The following is a 19297-nucleotide window of genomic DNA, read 5'->3' as shown; positions in this document are numbered from 1 at the left end:
GCGCCGGCGGCGATTTTTTTGTCTGCACGCCGGCGTGTTGCAACATAACCACTTTTCAATTGCGGTCTTTTCACGATTTGACACACATCAAGCGGGCCGGACGCCAGGTTTGAGAACCTGTTGTCTCACCCAATGGAAAGATCGGAGAAGAGAATGTTTTCGCTGAACGGCCGTATCCGCGCCACCGCCATCGCCGGCCTGATCGCCGCTGGCACGCTCGCCGCCCCCGCGCACGCCCACGAAGCGGGCGACGTGCTGTTCAAGGTCGGCGTTACGCAGGTCCGCCCCTCGTCCAACAACGGCACCGTGCTCAATGGCAGCGTTGGGCTGGACGTGAACAACAACGTGCGCCCGAGCTTCACGCTGACCTACATGGCCACGCGCAACATCGGCATCGAATTGCTGGGCGCTTGGCCGTTCCAGCATGACGTCAGCGGCAGCGGCCTGGGCAAGATCGGCTCGACCAAGCAATTGCCGCCGACCCTGAGCCTGCAATGGCACATCCTACCCGACAGCATGATCCAGCCCTACATCGGCGTGGGCATCAACTACACCCACTTCTTCGACACCAAGGCGGAAGGCGCGCTGAAGGGCTCGAACCTGAAGCTGGGCGACTCTTGGGGCGTGGCGGCGCAACTGGGCGCGGACTTCAAGATCAACGAGCGCTGGTTCATGAATGCGGATATCCGCTACATCGACATCCGCTCCAAGGTGAAGCTGGACGGCCAGCACATCGGCACCGCGCGCATCGACCCGTGGGTCGCGACCATCGGCGTCGGCTACCGCTTCTAAAGCAAGCGGAGCGCGGCCTGCCTCAGCCTTGCGGCGCCGCCAGCTTGTGCCGCAGGGCCTGCAACGCCGGCGTATCGTCGTCGGCGCGCCAGACCAGCTGGGTCAGGGCCCGACCATGCGAGCCGGACAGGGCGCCGACGCGCACCGTGTGCTCCGCTCCCAGCACCGCCAGCACCGAGCGCGGCACGATGGCCACGCCCGAGCCCGCGGCCACGCAGGCGACGATGGCGTGGTACGAAGCGAACTCCATCACCTTGCCAGGCGCGACACCTTCCTGGTTCAACCATGATTCCAGGATGCGCCGGTACGAGCACCCCAACGCGAAGGCAATGACGCTGCGGTCGCCCAGATCCCTGGGACTGTCGATCGGATCCCAGGCCAGCGGCGAAATCAGCGCCAGCTCTTCCTTGAACGCATCCAGCGCCGCCAGGCCCTCGGCCGGAAAGGGCTGGGCCACGAACGCGGCCTCGATCTCGTAGTTGCGCACCTTGGCCGCCAGCGCGGCCGACGTGCCTGTCACCAGTTCGATCCGCACCTGCGGCCAGGCTGCGTGATAGGCCGCCAGGATGGGCGGCAAGCGCGCGGCCGCCGTGCTTTCCATGGTGCCGATGCGCAGCACGCCCTGCGGGGAACCGTCACGAACCGCGGCCTGGGCTTCATCCGCCAGGCGCAGCAGGCGGTCGGCGTAGGACAGCAGCACGCGGCCCTGGTCCGACAACACCAGCCGGCGGTTCTGCCGCCGGAACAGCGGCGCCTGCAACGAGGCCTCCAACTGCTTCAGGCGCGTCGACACGTTGGACTGCACGCGGTTCAGGTGCGCGGCGGCGCGCGCCACCCCGCCCTGGTCGGCGACCGCCTTGAAGATCTGTAGCGCATCAAGGTCCAAGTTTCTCATTTTGAGAACTCACTATCTTAATTATTCACTACTAAAGATATTAGTACAGCCGTAGAGTAGGGCTATGTCAACGCCCATTTACCCTTCCGTCTCCGCGTCGCGCAGCGCCGCCGCCCTGGCTTGGCCGGCGGCGCTGGCCCTGGCAGCCGCCATGGGGATAGGCCGGTTCGCCTTCACGCCGGTCTGGCCCCTGATGGCGCAGGAGGACGGCCTGTCGCTGGCGCAGGGCGGCTGGCTGGCCTCGGCCAACTACGCGGGCTATCTGCTGGGCGCGCTGGCCGCCGTGGTCTGGCCCATCCGCCGGCTGCGCGGCACGCTGGCGGCCAGCCTGCTGGCGGTGGCGCTGCTGACCCTGGCCATGCCGCTCTGGCACGGCATGGCGGTCTGGTGCGCACTGCGCCTGGCCGCCGGCTACGCCAGCGCCAGCGCCTTCATCTGCGTGGCGGCGTGGCGGGCGGTGCCCGCGGGCGACCCGCGCGAAGCGGACGCCTCCGCCGTGACCTTTGCCGGCGTGGGCGCGGGCATCGCACTGACGGGACTGGCCTGCCTGGCATTGGCAGCCTGGAACGCGCGCGCCGACACGGTCTGGATGGCCCTGGGCGGCCTGGCGCTGACGCTGTCCGCCATCGCCTGGCCAGGCTTGCGCCGCCAGTCGGTAGCGGCGGCTACGTCGACGGCGAGCGCGGCGTCCTCCGCCCGGCTGCCGCGCGACATTCCGCGGCTGGCGCTGCACTACGGCGTCTTCGGCGTGGGCTACATCATTCCGGCCACCTTTCTGCCGGCGATGGCCAAGGAGATCATTCCCGACCCGGCCATTTTCGGCTGGGCCTGGCCCCTGTTCGGCTTGGCGGCGGCCGTGTCCTGCCTGCTGGTTCCACGCCTGGCCCGGGGCCGCGACAGCGTGCAGGTCTGGCGCGCCGCCCAGGCCTTGATGGCGCTGGGCATGGTGGCCGTGGCGTTGTGGCATCACATTGCCGCCGTGATCCTGGCCGCGGTGCTGGTGGGCGGCACCTTCATGGTGATCACGCAGGCGGGCATGATCGCCGCCAGGCGTTCGGCCGGCGCCTCGGCGCCGCGCGCGGCGGCTCTCATGACCGCGGCGTTCGCCGCGGGGCAGATCCTGGGACCGTTGCTGGCGTCGTACGCGGCGCGCTGGGGCGCGGGCCTGCCGCAAGTGTTGGCGGCCAGCGCGGCGCTGCTGGCGCTGTCCGCATGGCGTTTGGGAAAGATCACGACAGATGACGCTGGCGCTGGGCATAATGCGATCGGCCCGCGGGCCCGTTCACATTAAAAAAACAAAACCAGGAGTCATCTGTATGAAAGCATTGCGTCCCCTTATTGCCGCCCTGGCAGCCACCGCCGCCTTCAGCGGCGCCGCCCAGGCCCAGACCGCCGACTGGCCGGCCAAGCCCATCACCATGATCGTGCCCTACGCGCCGGGCGGCTTCGCCGACACCCGGGTGCGCCTCCTGGCGCGCAAGCTGGGCGACTCGCTGGGCCAGCCCATCGTGGTCGAGAACAAGGCGGGCGCGGGCGGCGTGGTCGGCACCAACCTGATCGCGCGCGCCGCGCCGGACGGTTACACCATCGGCACGGGCAACCTGGCGCCCATGGCGGTCAATCCGACGCTGATGAAGGACATGCCATACAACCCGCAGAAAGATCTGGCCCCGATCATCCTGATCGAAAACAGCCCGCTGGTGCTGAGCGTGAACAACGAACTGCCGGTGAAGACCCTGGCGGACCTGATCGCGCTGGCCAAGAAGCAGCCCGGCAAGCTGTCCTTCGGTTCGTCCGGCGTGGGCGGCGCGCACCACCTGTCCGGCGAAATGTTCCGCGAACAGGCCAAGATCGACATCGTCCACGTGCCCTACAAGGGCGGCAGCCTGGCCGCGACCGACCTGATGGGCGGCCATATCTCGATGATGTTCGAAATGGGCTATTCCGCGCTGCCCGCAATCCAGGGCGCCAAGATCCACCCCATCGCGGTCACGTCCGCCAAGCGCCTGGCCGTGCTGCCCGATGTGCCGACCATGGCCGAATCCGGCCTGCCGGGCTTCGAGTCCTACAACTGGCAGGGCATCGTCGCCCCCGCCGGCACGCCCGCGCCCATCATCGCCAAGCTCAACGCCGAGTTCAACCGCATCCTGAAAGAGCCGGACGTGCAGAAGGCCATCGCCGACACCGGCAGCCAGGCCGGCGGCGGCACGCCCGAGAAATTCGGCGCCTTCATCAAGAGCGAAACCGAGAAGTGGGCCCACGTCATCAAGGCTGGAAACATCCAGCTTCAGTAACCTTCCAGGAGACTTCCATGGCTTCCCGTCTGATTGATCTGCTCAAGCTGCACCATCCCATCGTCCAGGCCCCCATGGCCGGCGGCGCCACGACGGTGGAGCTGGTATCTGAATCATCGAAGGCGGGCGTCCTGGGTTCGCTCGGGGCGGCCTATATGAGTCCCGAGCAGATCGAGGCGGCGGCGCGCGACATTCGCGCGCGCACGCCGCTGCCGTTCGCCATCAATCTGTTCGCCTCCGTGCCGGACGAGCCCATGCGCGGCGACGCCAACCGCATGCTGGCCCTGATGGCGCGCTACCACCAGCAGCTGGGTCTGGCGGCTCCCGCCGCGCCCGGCCCGCAGGCGGACCCGTTGCCGCAACAGATCGAGGCCATCCTGCGCGTGCGCCCGGCCGTCTTCAGCTTCACCTTCGGCCGCATGCCCGCCGCGGCAATCGCGCGCTGCCGCGAGCTGGGCATCCTGACCGTGGGCACCGCGACCACCGTGCGCGAAGCGGTCGCGCTGCAACAGGATGGCGTGGACGCCATCGTGGCGCAGGGCGCCGAGGCGGGCGGCCATCGCGGCACCTTCCTGGGCGGTTTCGAGGAGTCGCTGATCGGCACCATGGCGCTGGTGCCCCAGGTGGCCGATGCAGTATCGGTCCCTGTTATTGCGTCTGGCGGCATCATGGACGGCCGCGGCATTGCCGCCGCGCTGGCGCTGGGCGCCGACCTGGCCCAAATGGGGACGGCCTTCCTGACCACCCAGGAGTCCGGCATCAATGAGGCCTACAAGGCGCTCCTGCCCGCCTCCCGGGCGGAACAGTCGCGGGTGACCCGTGCGTTTTCGGGCCGGCCCGCCCGCGGCATCGAAAACGCCTTCATGCGCGAGGCCGACGCCATCGCGGCCGACATCCTGCCGTATCCCCTGCAGAACGCGCTGACGCGCCCCATGCGCACGGCGGGCGGCAAGGCCGGCGACACCGACGTGCTGTCCCTGTGGGCCGGCCAGGGCGCGCCGCTCGCTCGGCGCGAGACCACCGCCGACCTGGTCGAGCGGCTGGCCCGGGAAACCGCGGCGGCGCAGGCCCGGCGCTGAACCGTATTGTTCCCTGAACCGAAAACACTGTTCCACTTGCGGGGTCCCGCGTTGTGATTACAAAGCGTCGGGCTACAATGGCGCCTCGCCGCCGGGAGCCCAGGCACCATCTCGCCCCCGGCATATGAGTAACAGGGCGCTTCCCGACGCCGCCTGTCTTAGCCGCGCCGGCCCCACGTATTGCCGGATGCGCCTACCGGACAGCAGGGCAAGCTCCGCCGCCGAAACACCCTTTCGTTGCCCATGCCCGCTCAAACCAGCAAGACCCCGGAATTCGCCCTGCGCCTGGAAGGTGTGGCGCTAGGCTATGGTGATTTCACCGTCTTGCGCGACATCTCCATGGACGTGCGCGCCGGCCAGGTGGTCGCCATCATGGGCGGATCGGGTTCGGGCAAGACCACGCTGTTGCGCGCGGCCACCGGCCAGCTCACCGCGCAGCAAGGCCGGGTGCTGGCCTTCGGCCAGGACATGGCCCACGTCAACCGCGCCGAACTGGAATCGCTGCGCACGCGCATGGGCGTGCTATTTCAGCAGGGCGCGCTTTTCACCGACCTGAACGTGTTCGAGAACGTGGCTTTCCCGCTGCGCGAGCACACCAAGCTGGCGGAACCGGAAGTCACCGAGCGCGTGCTGGACAAGCTCGACGCCGTCGGCCTGCGCGCGGCGGCGCACCTGAAGGTGGCCGAGATCTCGGGCGGCATGGCCCGGCGCGTGGCACTGGCCCGCGCCGTGGTGCTGGAACCCGAACTCATTCTGTACGACGAACCGTTTGCCGGGCTGGACCCGATCTCGCTGGGCATTACCGCCCGCCTGATCCGCAGCCTGGCCGACCGCCTCGGCTGCGCCTCGGTGCTGATCACGCACGACGTGCACGAATCGTTTGCCATCGCGGACCAGGTGTACCTGGTCGGGCAGGGCAAGCTTGCCGCCGCCGGTACCCCCGAAATGCTGTCGGCGTCGCAGGACCCCTACGTGCAGCAGTTCCTCAAAGGGGAGCCCGACGGCCCGGTCGCGTTCCAATACCCCGAGACGCCCGCTTTCAAGAAGTGGCTTTCGCAACAGGAGGGACGCCGCGCATGAGCGGATCCAACAACGCCATCGGCGCGCTGGGCGGCTGGGTGCGCACCCGCGTTTCCGGCATCGGCTACTTCACCCGGTTCTTCGGCGCCATGCTGGCGCGCAGCGGCATTGCCCTGTCGCGTCCGCGCCTGGTGTCGCAGCAGGTCCACTTCATCGGCAACTACTCGCTGCTGATCATCGCCGTGTCCGGCATGTTCGTGGGCTTCGTGCTGGGGCTGCAGGGCTATTACACGCTGAACCGCTACGGCTCCGAAGAAGCGCTGGGCCTGCTGGTGGCCCTGTCGCTGGTGCGCGAACTGGGGCCCGTGGTCACGGCGCTGCTGTTCGCCGGCCGCGCGGGCACTTCGCTCACCGCCGAAATCGGCCTGATGAAAGCCGGCGAACAACTGGCGGCCATGGAAGTCATGGCCGTCGACCCCATACGCCGCGTGCTGGTGCCGCGCCTGTGGGGCGGCATCATCGCCATGCCCATTCTGGCGGCGGTGTTCTCCATGGTGGGCATCCTGGGCGGCTGGGTCGTGGGCGTGCTGCTGATCGGCGTGGACGCCGGCGCGTTCTGGTCGCAAATGCAGAACGGCGTCGACGTCTGGAAAGACGTGGCCAACGGCGTCATCAAGAGCCTGGTCTTCGGCGTCACGGTGACGCTGGTCGCGCTCTACGAGGGCTGGCAGGCCAAGCCCACCCCTGAAGGCGTTGCCCGCGCGACCACGCGCACCGTGGTGGTGGGCTCCCTGGCGGTACTTGGGCTGGACTTCCTGCTCACCGCCTTGATGTTTGGAAATTGATACGGATCGATCATGTCTCGCGAAAAAACCGACTTCTGGGTAGGCCTGTTTGTATTGCTGGGCGCGGTCGCGCTGGCGTTCCTGGCGTTGCGCGCCGGCAACTTGAGCACCTTTTCTTTCGCCCCGACCTATACGCTGACGGCCAACTTCGATAACGTAGGCGGCCTCAAGGTGCGCGCGCCCGTCAAGAGCGCCGGGGTTGTCGTGGGCCGGGTTGCCGGCATCTCGTTCGATGACAAGACCTTCCAGGCGGTCGTCTCGGTCAACCTGGAAACGGCCTACCAGTTCCCCAAGGACACTTCGGCGTCCATCCTGACGTCGGGTCTGCTGGGCGAACAATACCTGGGCCTGAGCGCGGGCAGCGAAGAGGAAAACTTTGCCGACGGCGGCAAGATCCGCTACACGCAAAGCGCTGTGGTGCTTGAACAACTGATCAGCCAGTTCCTGTACGGGTCGGCGGAGAAACAAGGCTCGAACGCGCCGGAACCCGCCGCGAAAACGCCAAATTAAAGACAATGCGACAGACGCGGTAACAGCAGCGCGTCCGCAGTACGCAATATGATAAGAATCGTTGATAGGGATGTCCTGATCATGAACAAGAAAGCTATTAGCAGGATTGCCACCGTCGCCGCCGCGGGCGCGCTCATGGCAGGCTGCGCCGCGCCGCAGAACCCGGATCCGCGCGACCCCTGGGAAGGCTTCAACCGGGGCGTCTACAAGTTCAACGACACGGTCGACCGCGCCGTCTTCAAGCCGGTGGCGCAGGCCTATACCTTCGTCACGCCGCAGCCGGTGCGCAGCTGCGTGCACAACATTTTCAGCAACGTCGGCGACCTCTGGTCCGGCGCCAACAGCTTCCTGCAAGGCCGCGGCCACGACTTCGTCAACACGCTGGGCCGCTTCCTGTTCAACACCACCATGGGCGTGGGCGGCTGCTTCGACGTCGCCTCGGCCAATGGCGCGCGCCGCATCCCGAACGACTTCGGCACGACGCTGGGCGTGTGGGGCTTCAGCCAGGGCCCGTACCTGGTGCTGCCGTTCTTCGGCTCGTCGTCGGTGCGCGACGGCGCAGGCCTGATCGGCGACTACGCCGGCACGACCTACGGCTACATGGGCGTGGATTCCATCGACAACGTCCGCCTGCGCAACTCGCTGTGGGGCCTGCGCGTGGTCGATACGCGCGCCAGCCTGCTGAGCGCCACCGACACCATCGACCGCGTCGCACTCGATCCCTACAGCTTCGTGCGCGACGCCTACCTGCAGCGCCGTGCCGCCATGGTGTTGGGCCAGAAGGTGGACGACGAGTCCGCGCTGCCCAACTACGAAGACGACGAGGACGATGCCGCCCCCGCCGCGCAGCCGGCGGCACAGCCCGCTGCGCAACCCGCGGCGCAACCTGCGGCCAAGTAATCCGCCGCGTTGCGCCCTCAGTACAAGTAAGGAGTTTTGATGCGAGTTTCCTTTGTTTCCCTGCTGCAGCGTCTGGTTTTCACGGGCCTCCTGGCCCTGGGCCTGACCGCCGGCGCGCAGGCCAAACCCGACCCCAACGGTTCTCCCGACCAGTTCGTGCTCGCCACGGCCAATGAGGCCCTGGACGTGCTGAAGGCCGACGGCACCGTCAAGGCGGGCAACACCGCCCGCATCAACCAGGTCGTCAACGAGCACATCCTGCCCTACGTCAACTTCCAGAAGACCACCCGGCTGGCCACCGGCCGCTACTGGCGCCAGGCTACCGATGCGCAGAAAAAAGCGCTGGCCGAGGCCTTCCGCGGCACCTTGGTACGCACCTACAGCGGCGCGCTGACCCGCGTCACGCCCAGCACCAACGTCACCGCGCTGCCGTTCCGCGGCGATCCCAAGGCCGACGACGTGGTCGTGCGCACGCTGATCAGCCAGGCCAACGGCCAGCCCACCGGCGTCGATTACCGCCTGGAAAAGACGCCCCAGGGCTGGAAGATCTACGACATGAACGTCGAAGGCATCTGGCTGATCGAGAACTACCGCAACCAGTTCGCCCAGCAGATCAATCAGAACGGCATCGACGGCCTGATCCAGGCGCTGAACCAGCGCAATCAATGACCGGCCTTGCGGCTATCGCGGCCCGGCGCGCCCTTGTGGCCCGCCGGGCCGATTGTTTTAGGGACAGACCAATCGGATACCCGGCGAGATGCCAGGGATACCGACCCGGCCCGCAGCGACGCGCTTATATAATGATCAATTCGCTCTTTCCGGGCCATTTCCCCCCGTCATGTCCGCCGTCAGTCTAGAAAACGTCTCCAAGGTCTACTCCCCGCGCCAGCGCGGCTGGCAGAAGCTGCTCGGGCGCGCGCCCGCCGCCGGCTTCCAGGCGCTGGACAATGTCAGCCTGAATATTGAACACGGCGAGTTCTTCGGCCTGCTCGGCCCCAATGGCGCCGGCAAGACCACGCTGATCTCGATCCTGGCCGGCCTGGCGCATGCCAGTTCGGGCCGCGCCACGGTCTGTGGATACGACGTCGTGGCCGACTACAAGTCGGCGCGGCGAGCTTTGGGCGTGGTGCCGCAAGAGCTGGTCTACGACCCGTTCTTCACGGTACGCGAGACCCTGCGCATCCAATCCGGCTATTTCGGCCTGCGCAAGAACGACGACTGGATCGACGAAATCCTGTTCAACCTGGGGCTGGCCGACAAGGCCAACTCCAATATGCGGGCGCTGTCCGGCGGCATGAAGCGCCGCGTGCTGGTGGCCCAGGCGCTGGTGCACCGCCCGCCGGTAATCGTGCTGGACGAACCCACCGCCGGTGTGGACGTGGACCTGCGGCGCACGCTGTGGGAATTCATCTCGCGCCTGAACAAGGCCGGCCACACCATCATGCTGACCACCCACTACCTGGAAGAAGCGGAAGCCCTGTGCGGCCGCATCGCCATGCTCAAGCGCGGCCGCATCGTGGCGCTGGACACCACCCAGGCCCTGATGGCCCGCGTCGGCGGGGTCGACCTCGAAGACGCCTTCGTGCGCATCATGCACGCAGGCGACGAGCAGCCCGCGCCCGCCCTGCAACCCGAAGAGATCTCGTCATGACCCAGCCCGCCGCGACCGCCAGCCAGCCGCTGGTGCAGCCCCGCCTGGATGCGGGCTCCGGCTTCCCGACCTTGCTGCGCAAGGAATTGCTGCGCTTCTGGAAGGTCAGCTTCCAGACCATCGCCGCCCCCGTCATCACCGCGCTGCTGTACCTGCTGGTCTTCGCTCATGTGCTGGAAGGGCGCGTCATGGTGTACGGCAGCGTGCCCTACACGGCGTTCCTGATACCCGGGCTCATGATGATGAGCATGCTGCAGAACGCCTTCGCCAATCCCTCGTCATCGCTCATCCAGAGCCGCATCACGGGCAACCTGGTCTTCATGCTGCTGCCGCCGCTGTCGCACCGCGACATCTTCGCCGCCTACGTGCTGGCGGCGATCGTGCGCGGCCTCGCGGTCGGGCTGTGCGTGTGGGTCGTGGCGCTGTTCTTCGTGTCGCTGATCCCCGCCCACCCGCTGTGGCTGGCCGTCTTCGCCGTGCTGGCCTGCGGCATCATGGGCGTGCTGGGCCTGATCGCGGGCCTCTGGTCCGAGAAATTCGACCAGCTCGCGGCCTTCCAGAATTTCCTCATCATGCCGGCCACCTTCCTGTCTGGCGTGTTCTATTCCATCCATACGCTCCCCGCCTTCTGGCAGAGCGTGTCCCACTGGAACCCCATCTTCTACACCATCGACGGCTTCCGCTACGGATTCTTCTCGGTGTCGGACGTCTCCCCCTGGCGCAGCCTGGCCGTGGTGACGGGGGTGTTCCTCGCGCTATCGCTCTATGCGCTGCGGCTACTGGCCAGCGGCTACAAACTCAGGAACTGACGTCCATGCTTCCCACTCCCGCGCAAGTCCGCCAATACATTGCGGACGGCCTGCCCTGTGAACATCTCGACGTGCAAGGCGACGGCTCCCATTTCGACGCCGTCATCGTCAGCACCGCCTTCGAAGGCAAGCGCCTGATCCAGCGCCATCAACTGGTCTACGCCGCGCTCGGCGACCGCATGAAGGCCGAGATCCATGCGCTGTCCATGCGCACCCTGACGCCCGCCGAATACCAGCAAGCAGGCAAGTAATGGACAAGCTACGCATCACCGGAGGTTCGCGCCTGCACGGCGAAATCTCCATCTCCGGCGCCAAGAACTCGGCCCTGCCCATCCTGTGCGCCGGCCTGCTGACCGCCGACGCGCTGACCCTCAGCAACGTGCCGCACCTGAACGACACGGCCACCATGCTGCGCCTGCTGGGCCGCATGGGCATGCGCGCCGAGCGTGACGCGGACGGCACGGTCACGCTGCAGGCCAACCAGGTCGACAAGCTGGAAGCCCCCTACGAACTGGTCAAGACCATGCGGGCTTCCATCCTGGTGCTGGGGCCGCTGCTGGCGCGCTTCGGCGAAGCCCGCGTCAGCCTGCCTGGCGGTTGCAGCATCGGCCAGCGTCCGGTGGACCAGCACATCAAGGGCCTGGCCGCCCTGGGCGCGGAAATCAGCATCGAACACGGCTTCGTGGTGGCGCGCGCCAAGCGCCTGAAGGGCGCCTCGGTGCGCACCGACATGGTCACCGTCACCGGCACCGAGAACCTGCTGATGGCCGCGGTGCTGGCCGAAGGCCAGACCGTGCTGGAGAACGCCGCCTGCGAACCTGAAGTGGTGGATCTGGCCGAACTGCTCATCAAGATGGGCGCGCGCATCCAGGGCCACGGCACCAGCCGCATCGTGATCGACGGCGTGGACCGCCTGCACGGCGCCGAACACCGCGTCATTTCCGACCGCATCGAAGCCGGCACCTTCCTGTGCGCGGTGGGCGCTGCGGGCGGCGACATCGTCCTGCGCAACACCGACGCGGACATCCTCGGCGCCACCCTGAGCAAGCTGACCGAGGCCGGCCTCACCATCGAGACCGGCCCCGACTGGATCCGCTGCGCCATGTCCTCGCGCCCCCGCGCCGTGGGCTTCCGCACGCTGGAGTACCCCGGCTTCGCCACCGACATGCAGGCCCAGGTCATGGCGCTGAACGCCGTGGCCGACGGCACCTCGGTCGTCGTCGAGACCATCTTCGAAAACCGCTACATGCACGTGCAGGAACTGCGCCGCATGGGCGCGGACATCGACATCGACGGCCACACCGCCATCGTGCGCGGCGTGCCGAAGCTGTCTGGTGCCACCGTCATGGCCACCGACCTGCGCGCCTCGGCCAGCCTGGTCATCGCCGGCCTCGCGGCCGAAGGCGAAACCCTGGTCGACCGCATCTACCACCTGGACCGCGGCTACGACCAGATGGAAGTCAAACTGCGCGCCCTGGGCGCGAACATCCAACGCGTTACCAAGGAACAGGCATGAACGATGCCACCGTCGTCCCCCCCCTGACCCTGGCGCTGTCCAAAGGGCGCATTTTCGAAGAGACCATGCCGCTGCTGGCCGAGGCCGGCATCGAAGTCCCCGAGAACCCCGAAAGCTCGCGCAAGCTGATCCTGCCCACCAGCGATCCCGGCCTGCGCCTGATCATCGTGCGCGCCTCGGACGTGCCCACCTACGTGCAGTACGGCGCGGCCGACCTCGGCATCGCGGGCAAGGACGTGCTCATCGAGCACGCCAAGGAACAGCCCGGCGGCCTGTACCAACCCATCGACCTGAACATCGCCAAGTGCCGCCTGGCCGTGGCCGTGCGCAAGGGCTTCGACTACGAAGGCGCCGTCCACCAGGGCGCGCGCCTGCGCGTGGCCACCAAGTACGTGCAGTCAGCCCGTGAACACTTCGCGGCCAAGGGTGTGTACGTGGACATCATCAAGCTGTATGGTTCGATGGAACTGGCGCCGCTGGTGGGCCTGGCCGACTGCATCGTGGACCTGGTGTCCACCGGCGGCACCTTGCGCGCCAACGACCTGGTCGCGGTGGAAGACATCATGCCGATCTCCTCGCGCCTGATCGTCAACCAGGCTGCGCTGAAGACCCGCGGCGCCCGCCTGCAACCGCTGCTGGACGCCTTCGAGAGAGCTACCTCCCGCAACGCCTGACCCTCGCCCGCCGCGACGCCGCGGCGGCCGTTACCTGCTTGCTGCATGACGCCATGGCCCTGATCAATCGTCTCGACTCCCGCGACCCCGGATTCAAATCCGCCCTGTCCACGCTGCTGGCCTTCGAGGCCACCGAGGATGAATCCATCGACCGCGCCGCAGCCGGCATCCTGGCCGACGTGCGCGCCCACGGCGATGCCGCGCTGGTGGAATACACGCAGCGCTTTGACCGCATGCCGGGCGCATCGGCCCAGACGCTGGAGATCCCCAAGGCGGACTGGCATGCGGCCCTGGCCGCGCTGCCGGCCGCCCAGCGCAACGCGCTGGAAGCCGCCGCCGAGCGCGTGCGCAGCTACCACGAACGCCAGCGCGCCGAGACCTGGACCTACACCGACGCCGACGGCACCATGCTGGGCCAGCAGGTCACCCCGCTGGACCGCGTGGGCCTGTACGTGCCTGGCGGCAAGGCCGCCTACCCGTCCTCGGTGCTGATGAACGCCATCCCGGCCAAGGTCGCGGGCGTGCAGGAACTGGTCATGGTCACGCCCACGCCCGACGGCGTGCGCAACCCCATCGTGCTGGCCGCCGCGGCCATCGCCGGCGTGGACCGCGTCTTCGCCATTGGCGGCGCGCAGGCCGTGGGCGCGTTGGCCTATGGCACCGCCACCGTACCGGCCGTCGACAAGATCGTCGGCCCGGGCAACGCCTACGTCGCCGCCGCCAAGCGCCGCGTGTTCGGCGTGGTCGGCATCGACATGATCGCCGGCCCCAGCGAAATCCTGGTCATCTGCGACGGCAAGACGCCGGCCGACTGGATCGCCATGGACCTGTTCTCGCAGGCCGAACACGACGAACTCGCGCAATCCATCCTGCTGTGTCCGGACGCCGCCTTCATCGAAGAGGTGCAAACCTCGATCGAACGTCTGCTGCCCACCATGCCGCGCGCCGACATCCTGCGCGTCAGCCTGGCCAACCGCGGCGCGCTGATCCTGGTCCAGGACCTCGAAGAAGCCTGCCGCATCGCCAACGACATCGCACCCGAGCACCTGGAGATCTCCACCGAGCAGCCCGAGAAATGGACCGCGCAGATCCGCCACGCCGGCGCCATCTTCATGGGCCGCTTCAGCTCCGAATCCCTGGGCGACTACTGCGCCGGCCCCAACCACGTGCTGCCGACCTCGCGCACGGCCCGTTTTTCGTCGCCGCTGGGCGTCTATGACTTCCAGAAGCGCTCCAGCCTGATCCAGGTTTCGCACCAGGGCGCCCAGAAGCTGGGCCGCATCGCCGCCGAACTGGCGCTGGGCGAGGGCCTGCAGGCGCACGCCGCCAGCGCCCAGTACCGGATCGACCAGCCATGAGCCTGCCGGACCGCCCCGAAGACAATCCCGCAAGCGTGGCTACTACGGCAGGCGTTGCCGGCCGCATTGCCGGCACGGTCCGGGCGGACATCCGCGAACTGGCCGCCTATCCCGTGGCCAACGCGGAGGGCTGCATCAAGCTCGACGCCATGGAATGCCCCTACGAGCTGCCCGAGGCGGCGCGCGAGGACATCGCCCGCGCCGTGCGCGACACGCCGCTGAACCGCTATCCCGCAGCCGACCTGTCTGCGCTGCAAGATGCCGTGAAAACGGCCTTCGGCGTGCCGGACGCCGCGGACGTGCTGTTCGGCAACGGCTCGGACGAACTCATCCACATCGTGGTGCAGGCCTGCTGCAACCCCGGCGACGCGGTGCTGTCGCCCTGGCCGTCGTTCGTCTACTTCGACATGGCCGCGCGCTTCGACCACGCCCGCTTCGTCGGCGTGCCGCTGACGGCCGACCTGACCCTGGATTTGCCGGCCATGCTGGCCGCCATCCGCGAACACCAGCCCAAGGTGGTGTTCCTGGCCGTGCCCAACAATCCCACCGGCGGGCTCTGGTCCGACGAGGACGTAGCGGCCATCATCGCCACCGCCCCCGGCCTGGTGGTGCTGGACGAGGCCTACCAGCCCTTCGCCGACCGCACCTGGATGCCGCAGGTGCTGGACGCGCCGAACGTGGTCGTCATGCGCACGGTGTCCAAGATCGGCCTGGCCGGCCTGCGCTTTGGCTACCTGGCCGGACACCCCGCCTGGATCGCGGAACTGAACAAGGTCCGCCCGCCCTACAACCTGGACGTGCTGACCCAGGCCACGCTGTCGGCCGTGCTGCGCCACAAGCCGGTGCTGGACGAACAGGCCGCCCGCCTGCGCGCGGACCGCGAGCCGCTGGCCGCCGCGCTGGCCCAGTTGCCCGGGGTGCGGGTATTCCCTTCCGCCGGCAACTTCGTTCTTGCCCGCTTTTCCGGCAAGCTGGACGGCAACGCCGTGCATCTTGCCCTGAAAACGCGCAAAATATTGATTCGCAACTTCTCCAACGCCCATCCGCTACTGGCCGACTGCCTGCGCATCTCGGTGGGCGCCCCGGCTGAAAACGCCGCCTTGCTATCCGCCCTGCAAGAGATTTTGAGTGCTTAACATGCGTACCGCTGAGATCACCCGCAACACCAACGAAACCCGCATCCGCGTGGCCGTCAATATCGACGGCACCGGCAAGCAGACGGTCGACACCGGCGTGCCGTTCCTGGACCACATGCTGGACCAGATCGCGCGCCACGGCCTGATCGACCTCGATATCAAGGCGGAAGGCGACCTGCACATCGACGCGCACCACACCGTCGAAGACGTGGGCATCACGCTGGGCATGGCCATCGCCAAGGCGGTCGGCACCAAGGCCGGCCTGCGCCGCTACGGCCACGCCTACGTGCCGCTGGACGAAGCGCTGTCGCGCGTGGTGGTGGATTTCTCGGGCCGTCCTGGCCTGGAATATCACATCCCCTTCACCCGCGCCCGCATCGGCGACTTCGACGTGGACCTGACGCGCGAATTCTTCCAGGGCCTGGTCAACCATGCCCTGATCACGCTGCACATCGACAACCTGCGCGGCGTCAATGCCCACCACCAGGCGGAAACGGTCTTCAAGGCCTGTGGCCGCGCCCTGCGCATGGCCATGGAAGTCGATCCCCGCATGGGCGACGTCGTGCCCTCCACCAAGGGCGTGCTGTAACCTCCGCCCTCCACCCCGCAGCAGGCAGAAAGAAGTGACCACTATCGCCATCGTCGACTACGGAATGGGCAATTTCCATTCCGTCGCCCGCGCCCTGAAATACGCCGCCCCCGATGCCGACATCCGCATCTGCAGCCAGCCCCAGGAAATCGCCGCGGCCGACCGCGTCGTGTTTCCCGGCCAGGGCGCCATGGCCGACTGCATGCGTACCCTGAACGAATCCGGCCTGCGCGAGGCCGTCGTGCGCGCCGCGCGCGAGAAGCCCCTGCTGGGCGTGTGCGTGGGCGAACAGATGCTGTTCGATTCCAGCGAGGAAGGCGGCACCGCCTGTCTGGGGCTGTTCCCCGGCGTGGTGCGCCGCTTCGCGGGCCCTGGCTTTGCGGACCCCGTCAGCGATGACGACGCCTGCCTGGCCGATACCGGCGCCGCCGGCCTGGCCGACACCCGCCCCGAACGTCTCAAGGTCCCGCACATGGGATGGAACAAAGTGCGTCAGACGCGCTCTCATCCTATCTGGGCCGGCATTCCGGACGACACGCACTTCTATTTCGTCCATAGCTACTACGCCGATCCGGAAGATCCGGACCTGACTGTTGGTGAAACCGAGTATGGCCTCGCCTTTACCTGCGCGGTGGCGGCAGCTAACATTTTCGCGGTGCAGTTTCACCCCGAAAAGAGCGCCGAGCACGGTTTGCGCCTGTATCGCAATTTTGTAGACTGGCAGCCGTAGGCTCCAAGCCCACGCCCGCCAGCCCTTTCAACCCCTATATTTATTCGCTGCCCACCATGCTGCTGATCCCCGCCATCGATCTCAAAGACGGGCGCTGCGTGCGCCTGCGCCAGGGTGACCTGGACGATGCAACGGTGTTCTCTGAAGACCCCGCCGCCATGGCCACACGTTGGCTCGACCAAGGCGCGCGCCGCCTGCATCTGGTCGACCTGAACGGCGCCGTCGCCGGCAAACCCAAGAACGAAGCCCCCATCAAGGCGATCCTGGACGCTGTCGGCGACGACATCCCCGTGCAGATCGGCGGCGGCATCCGCGACCTCGACACCATCGAGCGCTACCTTGACGCCGGCATCTCCTACGTGATCATCGGCACCGCCGCGGTCAAGAACCCCGGCTTCCTGCAGGACGCCTGCGGCGCTTTCCCCGGCCAGATCATCGTCGGCCTGGATGCCCGCGACGGCAAGATCGCCACCGACGGCTGGAGCAAGCTGACCCGCCACGACGTACTCGACCTGGCCAAGAAGTTCGAGGACTACGGCTGCGAAGCCATCATCTACACCGACATCGGCCGCGACGGCATGCTGTCCGGCGTCAACGTCGAAGCCACGGTCCGCCTGGCCCAGCACGTGCGCATCCCGGTCTACGCATCGGGCGGCATCGCCGGCATCCAGGACATCGAAGCCCTTTGCGCCGTCGAAGAAGAGGGCGTCGAAGGCGCCATCCTGGGCCGCAGCATCTACGAAGGCACGCTCGACTTCCAGGCAGCGCAGGCGCGCGCCGACGAACTGGCAAAATGACCACCTCCAGCAGCACCCCCGGGGCCGGCGCGCCCGCACAGAGCGCGCTGACCCGCCGCATCATCCCCTGCCTTGACGTCACCGCGGGCCGTGTCGTCAAGGGCGTGAACTTCGTCAACCTGCTCGACGCAGGCGACCCCGTCGAGATCGCCCGCCGCTACAACGAGCAGGGCGCCGACGAACTCACCTTCCTCGACATCACCGCCACCAGCGACGGCCGCGACCTGATCCTGCCCATCATCGAGCAGGTGGCCTCGCAGGTCTTCATTCCGCTGACGGTGGGCGGCGGCGTGCGCCAGGTCTCCGACATCCAGCGCCTGCTGAATGCCGGCGCCGACAAGATCAGCATCAACAGCGCCGCCGTGGCCAATCCGGAACTGGTGCGCGCAGCCTCGGACTACCACGGCTCGCAATGCGTGGTGGTGGCGATCGACGCGCGCCGCGTGTCGGCCGCCGGCGAACCCGCCCGCTGGGAAGTCTTCACCCACGGCGGCCGCAAGGCCACCGGGCTGGACGCCGTGGCCTGGGCGCGCCGCATGGCCGCCTACGGCGCCGGCGAAATCCTGCTGACCAGCATGGACCGCGACGGCACCAAGTCCGGTTTCGACCTGGAACTCACGCGCGCCGTCTCGGACGCCGTGCCGGTGCCCGTCATCGCCTCGGGCGGCGTGGGCAACCTGCAGCATCTGGCCGACGGCGTCACCACCGGCCGCGCCAGCGCGGTCCTGGCCGCCAGCATCTTCCACTTCGGCCAGCACACCGTGGGCGAGTGCAAGCGCTTCATGGCCGATCAGGGCATCCCAGTCCGGATGTAGTCCCTGCCCCGGGCGCCTGCGGCGCTTCGGGGAACCCCGGTCAGGCGTGCAACAAGGTATTGCCGTAAGATTATGAGTCCCCACGCGACTGTGGCGGTCCGCAAGCTGCCGCGCGAGGACAATGGATGAATGAGATGAGCAACGAACCCGCCTGGATGGCCGATGTCGTCTTCGACGAAAACGGCCTGATACCCGCCATCGCACAGGACGCCGAAAACGGCCAGATCATGATGGTGGCCTGGATGAACCGCGAATCGCTCGCCGAAACGGCCGCTACCGGGCGCGCCGTCTACTGGTCACGTTCGCGCCAGCGCCTGTGGCGCAAGGGCGAAGAATCCGGCCACGCCCAGGAAGTGCACGAACTGCGCCTGGACTGCGACGGCGACGTGATCCTGCTCAAGATCCACCAGCAGGGCGGCATCGCCTGCCACACCGGGCGCGCCAGCTGCTTCTACCGCCGCCTGGAAGGCCAGTCCGACCAGGCCTCCTGGATCACGGTGGACCCCGTCCTGAAAGACCCCGAACTGATCTACAAATGACCGCTCAAGCCGCAAGCGCCGCAGAAATCCTGGCGCGCATCGCCGATACCCTGGAAACCCGCCGCCCCGAAAACGGCGGCGATCCCCAAGCCTCCTACTCCGCCAAGCTGCTGGCCAAGGGCCCCGACGCCTTTCTCAAGAAGATCGGCGAGGAAGCCACCGAACTGGTCATGGCCGCCAAGGACGGCGTGCCCGACCGCATCGTCAGCGAAACCGCCGACCTGTGGTTCCATTGCCTGGTGGCCTTGACGCATTTCAAGCTGCGGCCCGAAGACGTATTGGCCGAACTGGCCCGCCGCGAAGGCCTGTCCGGCCTGGCGGAAAAGGCGAGCCGCCCGCAAGACTGAC

The 19297-nt window shown here is 67.5% G+C and carries 23 protein-coding genes; 22 read left to right on the top strand and 1 reads right to left on the bottom strand.

Annotation, left to right across the window (positions count from 1 at the left end; all coding sequences use genetic code 11):
• The first annotated feature begins 153 nt into the window (after positions 1–153).
• Positions 154–792 (top strand): OmpW/AlkL family protein, encoded by a 639-nt coding sequence (locus tag AC6LKD_RS02485; RefSeq protein ID WP_013390965.1) that lies wholly within the window; start codon positions 154–156, stop codon positions 790–792.
• Positions 793–814: 22 nt separating this feature from the next.
• On the opposite strand, the gene AC6LKD_RS02480 is transcribed toward AC6LKD_RS02485, so the two are convergent.
• Positions 815–1687 (bottom strand): LysR family transcriptional regulator, encoded by an 873-nt coding sequence (locus AC6LKD_RS02480; RefSeq protein WP_498114956.1) that lies wholly within the window; start codon positions 1685–1687, stop codon positions 815–817.
• A gap of 64 nt (positions 1688–1751) precedes the next feature.
• On the opposite strand from AC6LKD_RS02480, the gene AC6LKD_RS02475 reads away from it, so the two are divergent.
• The 21 genes from AC6LKD_RS02475 to AC6LKD_RS02375 all read left to right on the top strand — a co-directional run bounded on the left by AC6LKD_RS02475 (position 1752) and on the right by AC6LKD_RS02375 (position 19296).
• Positions 1752–2978: a YbfB/YjiJ family MFS transporter gene (locus AC6LKD_RS02475; protein ID WP_498114955.1), complete on the top strand. Its 1227-nt coding sequence runs from the start codon at positions 1752–1754 to the stop codon at positions 2976–2978.
• A gap of 25 nt (positions 2979–3003) precedes the next feature.
• Positions 3004–3981, top strand: a complete 978-nt coding sequence (locus tag AC6LKD_RS02470; RefSeq protein ID WP_498114954.1) for a Bug family tripartite tricarboxylate transporter substrate binding protein — start codon at positions 3004–3006, stop codon at positions 3979–3981.
• A 17-nt stretch (positions 3982–3998) separates the two neighbouring features.
• Complete coding sequence (locus tag AC6LKD_RS02465; protein WP_498114952.1) at positions 3999–5060, top strand: NAD(P)H-dependent flavin oxidoreductase; 1062 nt, start codon at positions 3999–4001, stop codon at positions 5058–5060.
• A gap of 243 nt (positions 5061–5303) precedes the next feature.
• The gene (locus AC6LKD_RS02460) at positions 5304–6140 is read left to right on the top strand and encodes an ABC transporter ATP-binding protein (protein ID WP_013390960.1); all 837 of its coding nucleotides are present in this window, start codon (positions 5304–5306) and stop codon (positions 6138–6140) included.
• Positions 6137–6925 (top strand): lipid asymmetry maintenance ABC transporter permease subunit MlaE, encoded by a 789-nt coding sequence (gene mlaE, locus AC6LKD_RS02455; RefSeq protein ID WP_013390959.1) that lies wholly within the window; start codon positions 6137–6139, stop codon positions 6923–6925. The genes AC6LKD_RS02460 and mlaE overlap by 4 nt, the downstream gene beginning before the upstream one ends.
• 12 nt (positions 6926–6937) lie before the next feature.
• A complete protein-coding gene (gene mlaD / locus AC6LKD_RS02450; RefSeq protein ID WP_013390958.1) occupies positions 6938–7435 on the top strand; it encodes an outer membrane lipid asymmetry maintenance protein MlaD in 498 nt (165 codons plus the stop codon).
• Between the two features lie 81 nt (positions 7436–7516).
• The gene (locus AC6LKD_RS02445; protein ID WP_013390957.1) at positions 7517–8335 is read left to right on the top strand and encodes an MlaA family lipoprotein; all 819 of its coding nucleotides are present in this window, start codon (positions 7517–7519) and stop codon (positions 8333–8335) included.
• Positions 8336–8374: 39 nt separating this feature from the next.
• Positions 8375–9004 (top strand): MlaC/ttg2D family ABC transporter substrate-binding protein, encoded by a 630-nt coding sequence (locus AC6LKD_RS02440; RefSeq protein WP_013390956.1) that lies wholly within the window; start codon positions 8375–8377, stop codon positions 9002–9004.
• 169 nt (positions 9005–9173) lie between these two features.
• On the top strand, positions 9174–9986 hold the full coding sequence (locus AC6LKD_RS02435; RefSeq protein WP_013390955.1) for an ABC transporter ATP-binding protein: 813 nt from the start codon (positions 9174–9176) through the stop codon (positions 9984–9986).
• Positions 9983–10795 carry an ABC transporter permease gene (locus AC6LKD_RS02430; protein ID WP_013390954.1) on the top strand — a complete coding sequence of 271 codons (813 nt, stop codon included), beginning with the start codon at positions 9983–9985 and terminating at the stop codon, positions 10793–10795. The genes AC6LKD_RS02435 and AC6LKD_RS02430 overlap by 4 nt, the downstream gene beginning before the upstream one ends.
• 5 nt (positions 10796–10800) lie before the next feature.
• Complete coding sequence (locus AC6LKD_RS02425; RefSeq protein WP_013390953.1) at positions 10801–11046, top strand: BolA family protein; 246 nt, start codon at positions 10801–10803, stop codon at positions 11044–11046.
• Positions 11046–12311, top strand: coding sequence for a UDP-N-acetylglucosamine 1-carboxyvinyltransferase (murA, locus tag AC6LKD_RS02420; protein ID WP_492275775.1), 1266 nt, complete (start codon positions 11046–11048; stop codon positions 12309–12311). Before AC6LKD_RS02425 ends, murA begins: the two co-directional genes overlap by 1 nt.
• On the top strand, positions 12308–12985 hold the full coding sequence (hisG, locus tag AC6LKD_RS02415) for an ATP phosphoribosyltransferase (protein ID WP_013390951.1): 678 nt from the start codon (positions 12308–12310) through the stop codon (positions 12983–12985). The genes murA and hisG overlap by 4 nt, the downstream gene beginning before the upstream one ends.
• A 53-nt stretch (positions 12986–13038) precedes the next feature.
• Positions 13039–14343 carry a histidinol dehydrogenase gene (hisD, locus tag AC6LKD_RS02410; protein WP_498114950.1) on the top strand — a complete coding sequence of 435 codons (1305 nt, stop codon included), beginning with the start codon at positions 13039–13041 and terminating at the stop codon, positions 14341–14343.
• A complete protein-coding gene (hisC, locus tag AC6LKD_RS02405) occupies positions 14340–15479 on the top strand; it encodes a histidinol-phosphate transaminase (protein ID WP_498114949.1) in 1140 nt (379 codons plus the stop codon). Before hisD ends, hisC begins: the two co-directional genes overlap by 4 nt.
• A gap of 1 nt (position 15480) precedes the next feature.
• Complete coding sequence (gene hisB / locus AC6LKD_RS02400) at positions 15481–16068, top strand: imidazoleglycerol-phosphate dehydratase HisB (RefSeq protein ID WP_498114948.1); 588 nt, start codon at positions 15481–15483, stop codon at positions 16066–16068.
• A gap of 34 nt (positions 16069–16102) precedes the next feature.
• Positions 16103–16798, top strand: coding sequence for an imidazole glycerol phosphate synthase subunit HisH (gene hisH, locus AC6LKD_RS02395; protein ID WP_013390947.1), 696 nt, complete (start codon positions 16103–16105; stop codon positions 16796–16798).
• A gap of 56 nt (positions 16799–16854) precedes the next feature.
• Complete coding sequence (gene hisA / locus AC6LKD_RS02390; RefSeq protein WP_006224535.1) at positions 16855–17595, top strand: 1-(5-phosphoribosyl)-5-[(5-phosphoribosylamino)methylideneamino]imidazole-4-carboxamide isomerase; 741 nt, start codon at positions 16855–16857, stop codon at positions 17593–17595.
• Positions 17592–18410, top strand: coding sequence for an imidazole glycerol phosphate synthase subunit HisF (gene hisF, locus AC6LKD_RS02385; protein WP_492275773.1), 819 nt, complete (start codon positions 17592–17594; stop codon positions 18408–18410). Before hisA ends, hisF begins: the two co-directional genes overlap by 4 nt.
• Positions 18411–18544: 134 nt before the next feature.
• Positions 18545–18949 carry a phosphoribosyl-AMP cyclohydrolase gene (gene hisI, locus AC6LKD_RS02380; protein WP_492275772.1) on the top strand — a complete coding sequence of 135 codons (405 nt, stop codon included), beginning with the start codon at positions 18545–18547 and terminating at the stop codon, positions 18947–18949.
• The gene (locus AC6LKD_RS02375; RefSeq protein WP_013390944.1) at positions 18946–19296 is read left to right on the top strand and encodes a phosphoribosyl-ATP diphosphatase; all 351 of its coding nucleotides are present in this window, start codon (positions 18946–18948) and stop codon (positions 19294–19296) included. The genes hisI and AC6LKD_RS02375 overlap by 4 nt, the downstream gene beginning before the upstream one ends.
• Position 19297: the final 1 nt, after the last annotated feature.

The sequence above is a fragment of the Achromobacter sp. D7-1 genome (genome assembly GCF_059760445.1).
This window is presented reverse-complemented; position numbering and strand designations above follow the sequence as displayed.